Source organism: Bradyrhizobium sp., assembly GCF_035484855.1.
GTDB lineage: Bacteria > Pseudomonadota > Alphaproteobacteria > Rhizobiales > Xanthobacteraceae > Bradyrhizobium.
Window position 1 is genome coordinate 87,404 of sequence record NZ_DATHOP010000051.1, and the last position, 9,099, is coordinate 96,502.

At 65.8% G+C, this 9,099-nt stretch carries 7 protein-coding genes; 4 read left to right on the forward strand and 3 right to left on the reverse strand.

Going from position 1 to position 9,099, the window contains the following annotated elements:
• Nucleotides 1-16: 16 nt before the first annotated feature.
• The 3 genes from VK804_RS06595 to VK804_RS06605 form a co-directional block, all read right to left on the reverse strand.
• Nucleotides 17-2,782, reverse strand: coding sequence for a ligase-associated DNA damage response DEXH box helicase (locus tag VK804_RS06595; protein ID WP_414642727.1), 2,766 nt, complete (start codon nucleotides 2,780-2,782; stop codon nucleotides 17-19).
• Between the two features lie 190 nt (nucleotides 2,783-2,972).
• The gene (locus VK804_RS06600) at nucleotides 2,973-4,202 is read right to left on the reverse strand and encodes an ABC transporter substrate-binding protein (RefSeq protein WP_325369087.1); all 1,230 of its coding nucleotides are present in this window, start codon (nucleotides 4,200-4,202) and stop codon (nucleotides 2,973-2,975) included.
• A gap of 100 nt (nucleotides 4,203-4,302) precedes the next feature.
• Complete coding sequence (locus VK804_RS06605; protein ID WP_325369089.1) at nucleotides 4,303-5,229, reverse strand: class I SAM-dependent DNA methyltransferase; 927 nt, start codon at nucleotides 5,227-5,229, stop codon at nucleotides 4,303-4,305.
• A gap of 134 nt (nucleotides 5,230-5,363) precedes the next feature.
• Here VK804_RS06605 and VK804_RS06610 point away from each other — a divergent pair, with 134 nt between their 5' ends.
• The 4 genes from VK804_RS06610 to VK804_RS06625 form a co-directional block, all read left to right on the forward strand.
• Nucleotides 5,364-6,401: a ligase-associated DNA damage response exonuclease gene (locus VK804_RS06610; RefSeq protein WP_325369102.1), complete on the forward strand. Its 1,038-nt coding sequence runs from the start codon at nucleotides 5,364-5,366 to the stop codon at nucleotides 6,399-6,401.
• Entirely contained in the window at nucleotides 6,398-8,413 is a 2,016-nt protein-coding gene (locus tag VK804_RS06615; RefSeq protein WP_325369092.1) for an ATP-dependent DNA ligase, read from the forward strand. Before VK804_RS06610 ends, VK804_RS06615 begins: the two co-directional genes overlap by 4 nt.
• A gap of 73 nt (nucleotides 8,414-8,486) precedes the next feature.
• Nucleotides 8,487-8,789 (forward strand): DUF6460 domain-containing protein, encoded by a 303-nt coding sequence (locus VK804_RS06620; protein ID WP_325369094.1) that lies wholly within the window; start codon nucleotides 8,487-8,489, stop codon nucleotides 8,787-8,789.
• A gap of 69 nt (nucleotides 8,790-8,858) precedes the next feature.
• The coding region (locus VK804_RS06625; protein WP_325369104.1) for an MATE family efflux transporter at nucleotides 8,859-9,099 on the forward strand (241 nt) is incomplete at its 3' end.

A 9,099-nucleotide genomic window follows, 5' to 3' on the forward strand; every position in this document is an offset into this window, starting at 1 on the left:
CGCTTGCCGTCACGTTCTATCCCGTCGCCTCTTTGACCAGTTCCGCGGCGGCTTCCGCCAGCAGTTCGTCGGATGCTTCGCCATAAACCGCTTCGCGGCCGATTTCCAGCATCACCGGCACCGCCAGCGGCGATATCCGGTCCAGTTGCCGGTGGGTGATTCGACCCTTGATTCGCGCGAGCATATCACTGAGCCGGCGAATATCGAGTAGCCCGGTGGCGGCGTCGGCGCGGGCGGCGCGCAGCAGCACATGGTCCGGCTGGTGCTTGCGCAGCACGTCGTAGATCAGGTCGGTCGAGAACAGCACCTGACGGCGGGTCTTGTCCTCGTCCGTGAAGCGGCGGGCGATCAGGCCGGAGATCAGCGCACCATTGCGGAAGGTGCGCTTCATCAGCGCGGATTCGGCGAGCCACGCCTCGAGATCGTCGCCCAGCATGTCGGCATCGAACAGCGCGTCGAGATCGAGTTTTCCCTGGCGGATCATGAACGACATGTCACCGAGCGCCCACACCGCCAGCGCATATTCGTTGGCGATGAAGCCGAGCGGCCGGGCGCGGGCGCGCTCCAGCCGCCGCGTCAAGAGCATCCCGAGCGTCTGGTGCGCCAGCCGTCCCTCGAAGGGATAGCAGACGAGGTAATGCTTGTCGGCGCGCGGAAAGGTTTCCACCACGAGTTCCCGCGTGCCGGGGACGCGCGAGAATTGCGCCTGCAGCGACAGCCAGTCGCGCACCTGGTCCGGCAATGCGGCCCAGGCGCGCCGGTCGGCGAGCAGTTTTCGCACCCGCTCGGCGAGATAGGTCGAGAGCGGAAACTTGCCGCCCATATAGGACGGCACTTTGGCGTCCTTGTCGTTGGCGCGCGAAACATAGACCTGGTCTTCGACCAGCGCCTCGTAGCGCACGACCTCGCCGCCGAACACGAAGGTGTCGCCGACCACGAGGCCCTCGATGAAATATTCCTCGATTTCGCCCAGCATCCTCCCGCCGCGGCCGAGCGCGCCGGTCACCCCGGAGCCGCCGCCGCGCGAGCGTACCAGCCGCACCTTCAGCATCGCCTCCTCGACGATGGTGCCGACATTGAGGCGGTAGCTTTGCCGCACCCGGGGATTGGTGACGCGCCAGCGCCCCTGTTTGTCCTGCTTGATGCGCGCAAAACGTTCGTAGGTTTTCAACGCGTAGCCCCCGGTGGCGACGAAATCGATCACGTCATCGAAATCGGTTCGCGCGAGATTCGAATAGGGCGCGGCGGTGCGCACTTCCTCAAACAGCTCGTCGGCGAAGAACGGCTCGCCGCAGGCGCGGCCGAGCACGTGCTGCGCCAGCACGTCGAGCGCGCCGGTACGCAACGGCGGCGTATCCTGCGCGTTCTCGCGGATCGCGTCGATCGCGACCGCGCATTCCAGCACCTCGAAACGATTGGCCGGCACCAGCACGGCGCGCGAAGCCTCATCGATGCGATGATTGGCGCGGCCGATTCTTTGCATCAGCCGCGAGGCGCCCTTCGGCGCGCCGATATTGATGACGAGATCGACGTCGCCCCAGTCGACGCCGAGATCGAGCGAGGAGGTGCAGACCACGCCACGCAGTCGGCCGGCCGCCATCGCGTCCTCGACCTTGCGGCGCTGGGCGACGTCGAGCGAGCCGTGATGCAGAGCGATGGCAAGGCCATCGTCGTTCATGCGCCACAGCTCCTGGAACAGCATCTCGGCCTGGCTGCGGGTGTTGACGAACACCAGCGTGGTCTTGTTGCGCTTGATCAGGTCGTAGACCTCATTCAGCGCATGGCGCGCGGAGTGGCCGGCCCATGGCAGCCGCTCGCGGGTGTCGAGCATCTCGACGACGGGCGCCGCGGCGCCGCCGGCGATCACGATGTCGGCGGCCTCGCTCTGGCCGTCGCGCTGCGGCACCAGGAACCGCGCCAGCGATTCCGGTTCCGCCACGGTCGCCGACAATCCGATCGCGCGCAGATGCGGCGCCAGCCGCCACAGCCGCGCCAGCCCCAACGACAACAGATCGCCGCGCTTGGAGGTCACCAGCGCGTGCAGTTCGTCAAGCACGATGCGCTTGAGCTGAGAAAACAGAAACGGCGCGTCGTCCGACGCCAGTAGCAGCGCCAGCTGCTCGGGCGTGGTCAGCAGGATATCCGGCGGATAGCGCCGCTGCCGCTGCCGCCGCGACACCGGCGTGTCGCCGGTGCGGGTCTCGACCCTGATCGGCAGGCCCATCTCGGCGATCGGCGCCTCCAGATTGCGCGCGATATCGACCGCGAGCGCCTTCAGCGGCGAGATATAGAGCGTGTGCAGCCCGCGGCTGCGGGCGATGCCGCGGCCGGTGGAGATGACGGTGGGGCGCAAGGAATGCCCGATCTTCTCCCCTCCCCCCGCGCGGCGTGAGCCGTGTGGCGGGGAGGGAGCCTGCCCCGGACTTGATCCGGGGTCGGGGGTGGGGGGTGCCTCAGCAAACTCTCTGCCAGAGGAGCGAGCCGAGAGACCCCCCACCCCCGACCCCTCCCCGCCGCTTCGCGGGGGGAGGGGAGAAGAGCGCATCGCGGATGACGGAGCGGGAGCGGAAAGCTCCACCAGCGTCGGCAAAAATCCCGCCAGCGTCTTGCCGGCGCCGGTGGGGGCGATCAGCAGCGCCGAGCGGTCGTCGCGGGCTTTGGCGAGCAGCTCCAACTGATGCTCGCGCGGCGCCCAGCCGCGCGCGGCGAACCAGCGGCGGAAACGGTCCGGCAGCAGTTCCGTCGATTCGGTCGGAAGCTCAATCTGGATGGGGCGGGGCACGCCGAACAGCTAAGCTGTCGCAGCCGTTTCGTCGAGGGGCACAGGGTCACCTCGCCCCGCTTGCGGGGAGAGGTCGGATCGCATCGCAGATGCGATCCGGGTGAGGGGGAGCCCCCGCGAGTCGCGCTTGTTGAGAGAGCCCCTCACCCCAACCCTCTCCCCGCGAAGAGCGGGGCGAGGGAGAAGTCCATCACTCCGTCACTGCCTTTTCGGAAATCTGCCAGTCCTTGCCGTCGAAGATCGAGATGTGCAGCGTCTTCATCGGCGTGTAGTTGTCGGGCGTGTAGCTGTAGGTGATGTCGTCGAGGAAGAACGGCGAGTGGAAGCCGGCCAGCGTGCTGGCCTGCTTCAGCACGTTCTCTCGCGTGAGGTCGTCGCCGCAGCGACGCAGGATTTCGCCCATGGTGACGGCCTGGCCGTAGCCGGCATAGGCGATGGTGTTGTCGGGATCGACATTGGGCAGGTATTTGGCGCGCAATGCCTCGAACGCGACGACGTCCTTGTCCTTTTCCCAGCGACCGGGTCCGGATTCCTTGGCATAACGGATCGCGATGACGTCCTTGGCGTTCTCGAAGCCGGCGGCGGAAAGGATCGAGCGGCCGGTCGATCCCGCCGACAACAGCTGCAGCGGTTTCCAGCCGAGTTCGGTGACCTTGCGCACCGACTGCGATGTCGCCTTGCCGGTGGTGATGTTGTAGAACGTGTCGGCGCCCGACTTCGACAGATTGATCAGCTGCGAATCGACCGTCGGCTCGGTGAGATCATAGGTCTGCTCCATGATCACGCTGGCGGTGCCGCCGGCATCCGCCAGCACCTTCTTGAAGGGACCGAGGAAATCGCGGCCGAAATCGTCGTTCTGGTAGAGGATGCCGATCTTCGCATTCGGCTTCACGTCCAGAACGTGCTTGGCGAGAATCCGCGCCTCAGTCGGATAGAGCGGCAGGCCCGCCATGGTCCATTTGTTGTTCTTTGGATCGTTCCATTTCGACGCGCCGGTGTTGAGCAGCAGCTGTGGCACGCCCTTGCTGTTGAGATATTTGTGCACGGCGGTCTGCGGCGCGGTGCCGAGCGAGCCGAACAGCGCCAGCACCTCCTCCTGCTCGACCAGCCGCCGCGTCGCCTCGACGCATTTCGGTGCGCTATAGGCGTCGTCCAGCGTCAGGAACGTGATCTTGCGCCCGTTGATGCCGCCGCTTTCGTTGAGCATCTGGAAATAGGCCTCGCCGACCCGCCCCAACACGCCGTAGAGCGAGCCAGGACCGCTATGCGGCACGGTTTGCCCGAGTTTTATTTCGGTATCGCTCGAGCCCGGATCGTATTTCTTCTCGGCGGCTCGCACATGGGGCGCGGGCAGGACGGATGCGGCGATGGTGGCAAGTGCGGTGGCGCCGAATTCGCGCCTCGTTTGTTTATTGCTCATTGTTGTTTTCTCCCTGGAGGAAGCATTGACCTACATTCCCGCGGATACGGCAAGTGCGAAGTTGCCGCGCATTCGGCACGTCATTTCCGTGAAGCGAGATTCACGCCTTTGCCGCGACGATCACCAGACCGGGCACCGGCGCGTTGTCTTCATTGCGGGCGGAGCGGACTTCAAGCTGGGACAAGTTCAGTCCCGCCGCCTCGACCGACGCGCGAACATAATCCGCGCAGTGCGCGTAGCGCAGGCCCTCGCCGAGCATGACACCCTGCCCGTCATGGGTTTCGACCGTGAACGCGAGTACGCCGCCAGACATCAGCACGCGTTTGGCCTCCGCGAGCACAGGTGCGAGATCGGCGACATAGACCATCGCGTCGGCGGCGAGCACGAGGTTGGCGCTGGCGTCGGGTTTGCCGCGCAAGCCTTGCAGCATGTCGGCGACTTCGAGCTGCGCATAGAGCCCGGTCGCGCGCGCCTTCTCGATCATGCGCGGCGACAGATCGATGCCGATGAAATGATCGACCTCCCTGGCGAACGCGCCGGCCGCCAAACCCGTGCCGCAGCCGAGATCGATCGCGCGCTTGAAGAAGGCCGGCTTGCGCACCGCGGCGCGTGAGGCCAGCACGGCCTTGAACAGCAGCGCGGGGCCGCGATAGCCGAGATCGTCGACCAGGGCGGCTTCGAATTTCGGCGCATATTGGTCGAACAGCGCACGCACATAGGCCTGTGGCATGTTGGACAGTTTCTCGGCGCCGAGCCGCATCAGATGCAGGCTGGCGCCATGGCGGTCCTCGGGATCGGCGGCTTGCGCCTTGCGAAAGGCCGCGATCGCTGCCTCCGGCTCGCCGAGCTGTTCGCGGATTTCGCCGAGTGTGAACCAGGCGGAGGCAAAGCCGGGCGCGAGTTCGGTCGCCTGTTCCAGCAGATCGGCGGCGGCGGCGAGATCGCCCTTCAGCTGCAGATCGCGCGCGAAATCATACCTGCGGTCGGCCATCAGATCGCCGGAGGACAGAAACAGGCGCGCGGGCATAGGCTCCACATTCGTCATTGCCGGGCTTCGACCCGGCAATCCATCAAGACAAAGACTCTTCGTGAAGATGGATGCGCGGGTCAAGCCCGCGCATGACGGGTAAAAATTGCTGCAACGGCTCCTATATAACCAACATGCGCCCGCAAGACATCCTGATGCCCGTTCCCGCCGGCCTGTGCTGCAAGCCCGGCGGCTTCCATATCGACCCCACGCGCCCCGTGGAGCGCGCCGTGATCACCCACGGCCATTCCGACCATGCCCGCCCCGGCCATGGCGCGGTGCTGGCGACGCAAGAGACGCTCGACATGATGCGGCTGCGCTATGGCGACAATTTCGCCGGCAGTACGCAGGCCATAGCCTATGGCGAGGAGTTGAAACTCGGCGACGTCACGGTCAAATTCCATCCCGCCGGCCACGTGCTGGGCTCGGCGCAGATCGCGGTTTCCTGCAAGGATATCCGCATCGTCGCCTCCGGCGACTACAAGGACGCACCCGATCCGACCTGCGCGCCGCTCGAGATGGTGCCCTGCGACGTCTTCATCACCGAGGCCACCTTCGGCCTGCCGGTGTTCCGCCATGGCGATGCCGCGGGCGAGGTGAAGAAGCTGCTAGCGTCGGTAGCGCTATTTCCCGAGCGCGCGCATCTGGTCGGCGCCTATTCGCTCGGCAAGGCGCAGCGCGTAATCGCGCTGCTGCGTGCGGCCGGCTATGACGCGCCGGTCTATTTGCACGGCGCGATGGAAACGATCACGCGCTATTACGAAAGCCGCGGCGTGGCCCTCGGCGAGCTGCGTCTCGTGAAGGGTATGAAGAAGGCCGATCTCGCCGGCACCATCACGCTGGCGCCGCCGTCGGCCACCTCGGATATCTGGACACGGCGATTCCCCGATCCGGTCACCGCCTTCGCCTCGGGCTGGATGCGGGTGCGCGCCCGCGCGCGCCAGGGCGGCATCGAACTGCCGCTGGTGATTTCGGACCATGCCGACTGGGATGGCCTGACCGCGACCATCGAGGCGACCGGCGCCGGCGAAATCTGGGTCACCCACGGTCAGGAAGACGCGCTGGTGCATTGGTGCCAGACCAAAGGCCTTGTGGCACGACCGCTCGATCTCGTCGGCTATGGCGACGAGGACGAAGCCGACGCTGAAGCGGCGGGGGACGCCGAGGCATGAACCGCTTTGCGCAGTTGCTCGATCGGCTCGCCTACGAGCCCGGCCGCAACAACAAGCTGCGGCTGCTGACAGCCTATTTCAAAGAGGTCGAAGACCCCGACCGCGGCTACGCGCTGGCCGCGCTGACCGACGCGCTGTCGTTCAAGCACGCGAAACCCGGCCTGATCCGCGACCTGATCGCCGCGCGTACCGACCCCGTGCTGTTTGCGCTGTCGTATGATTACGTCGGTGATCTCTCCGAGACCGTAGCGCTGATGTGGCCGCGCTCGCCTTCTTCCCCCTCCCCCGCTTGCGGGGGAGGGCCGGGGTGGGGGCCAGCCGCATCGGTCCCCGCGAAAGAGCCCTCACCCGGATCGCTTCGCGATCCGACCTCCCCCGCAAGCGGGGGAGGTGAGGAATCGCCGCAGCATCTTTCTTCTCCCCTCCCCCCGCGCAGCGGCGGGGAGGGGTCGGGGGTGGGGGGCGCTTCAGCAAACTCGCTGCCAGAGAAGCGGGTAAATTCGCTGGCAGAGGAGCAAGCCGATAGACCCCCCACCCCCGACCTCGAGAGCGAGCTTCGCTCGCCTCGGACCCCGCCACTCGCTGCGCTCGCGGGGGGAGGGGAGAAAAAGGTTCTCGGCCACAACAATCCTCCGCCGCCGACTCTGACCGAAGTCGTCACCACGCTGCGCACGCTCGGCAAGACCGAGCTGCCGAAACAGCTCGCGCGCTGGCTCGACGAATTGGACGAAACCGGGCGCTGGGCGTTGCTGAAGCTCGTCACCGGGGCGATGCGGATCGGGATTTCGGCGCGGCTGGCGAAGACCGCGGCGGCCGAATTCGGCAACAAGGATCCGCACGACATCGAATTGATGTGGCCCGGGCTCGCCCCGCCCTATCTCGAGCTGTTCGCATGGCTGGAAGGCCGTAGCGAAAAGCCCGTCAATCTCGATCCCGTGCCGTTCCGCCCGGTGATGCTGGCGCATGCGATCGAGAGTACCGATTTTGCTGGCTTGAACGCCGCCGATTTCATCGCGGAATGGAAATGGGACGGCATCCGCGTGCAGGCGGTCAGCGGCCGCGACGCGCGCGGCCACATACTGGCGCGGCTTTATTCGCGCAGCGGCGAGGACATCACCGGGAGTTTTCCGGATTTGCTGCCATCGCTGCATCTCCCCGGCGCGATCGACGGCGAATTGCTGGTGGTGCGCGACGGCCGCGTGCAGAGTTTTAATGTGCTGCAGCAGAGGCTGAACCGCAAAGTGGTGTCGCCGAAACTGACAAAGGACTATCCGATTCATCTGCGCGCCTATGATTTGCTGGGCGAGGGCGATAGCGATCTGCGCACGCTGCCGTTCGCCGAGCGTCGCGCGCGGCTCGAAGCCTTTGTGGCCAGGCTCGATGATGCGAGAGTCGATCTGTCGCCGACGATCGCCTTCGGCGATTGGGAGGAGCTGACATTGGCGCGCAAAAATCCGGCGAGCGCGGGCGCCGGCGAGGATGCCGAAGCCGTCGAGGGCGTGATGCTGAAGCGTCGCAATGCGCTCTATCTGCCGGGCCGCCCGAAGGGACAATGGTGGAAATGGAAGCGCGACCCGCACCTCATCGATGCCGTCCTGATGTATGCGCAGCGCGGCCACGGCAAGCGCTCGTCCTATTATTCGGACTACACTTTTGGAGTCTGGACGAGCGGAGAGGATGGCGAGGAGCTGGTGCCGGTCGGCAAGGCCTATTTTGGCTTTACCGACGAGGAGCTGCTGCAGATCGATCGCTTCGTCCGGCGCAACACCACCGAGAAATTCGGCCCCGTGCGGCATGTGGTGCACGAACCGGACCAGGGCCTGGTGCTGGAAGTGGCGTTCGAGGGCCTGCAACGCTCGACGCGGCATAAATCCGGCGTGGCGATGCGGTTTCCGCGCATCAACCGGCTGCGCTGGGACAAGCCGCCGCGCGAGGCCGACCGGCTGGAAACGCTGGAGCGGATGCTGAAGGCGGAGACGAGCTTTGAGCCCGCCGCGCCGGGCGGCCATTGACGCCAACGGACGGGTTCCCCATCTGGACTGTAACGACTACAATGCGCGGCCACTTCGCGCGCGGGAGACAGAAATGCCCAACGACACCCGAGAATTGCCGGCAGCCAATGACGGCCTGTATCGCTTTCTCGGTGGCTCGCCGCTGATGGTGGCGTTCCGGCTGATCCTGTTGTCGATCCTGGTCGGCGTGGTGCTCGCCGCGATCGGCTTCGATCCCTGGAATATCCTCAAGAGCATCGAGCTGTTGTTCCAGCGGCTGTGGAATCTCGGCTTCGACGCCGTCAACTGGCTGTGGCGCTATTTCCTGCTCGGCGCCGTCATCGTCATTCCGATCTGGCTGCTGTCACGGATGTTCGGCGCCCCGCGCGGGCGATAATCAACAGGCTTACCTCCCTTGAGTTCGAAGGTTACGAACGCGCGGGTTTTTGCCATCGCGGGTCCTGCGATGGTCGCAAACCTCACGACGCCCTTGATCGGTGTCGTCGCCACGATCGCAATCGGGCGGCTCGGCGATGCGACGCTGCTCGGCGGGGTGGCGATCACGTCGGTGGTTTTCGACTGCCTGTTCTGGCTGTTTTCGTTTCTGCGCACCAGCACGGTCGCGTTCACCGCCCAGGCGCTTGGCGCGGAGGAGATGCAGGAAATCCGCGCGCTGCTGGTGAGGGGGCTTGTGATCGCAGCGCTGG

What these genes read in the sequence shown, in the direction of transcription:
- VK804_RS06600 (WP_325369087.1), bottom strand. Translation starts at nt 4,202, where the DNA reads ATGAGCAATAAACAAACGAGGCGCGAATTCGGCGCCACCGCACTTGCC.
- VK804_RS06605 (WP_325369089.1), bottom strand. Translation starts at nt 5,229, where the DNA reads ATGCCCGCGCGCCTGTTTCTGTCCTCCGGCGATCTGATGGCCGACCGC.
- VK804_RS06610 (WP_325369102.1), top strand. Translation starts at nt 5,364, where the DNA reads ATGCGCCCGCAAGACATCCTGATGCCCGTTCCCGCCGGCCTGTGCTGC.
- VK804_RS06615 (WP_325369092.1), top strand. Translation starts at nt 6,398, where the DNA reads ATGAACCGCTTTGCGCAGTTGCTCGATCGGCTCGCCTACGAGCCCGGC.
- VK804_RS06620 (WP_325369094.1), top strand. Translation starts at nt 8,487, where the DNA reads ATGCCCAACGACACCCGAGAATTGCCGGCAGCCAATGACGGCCTGTAT.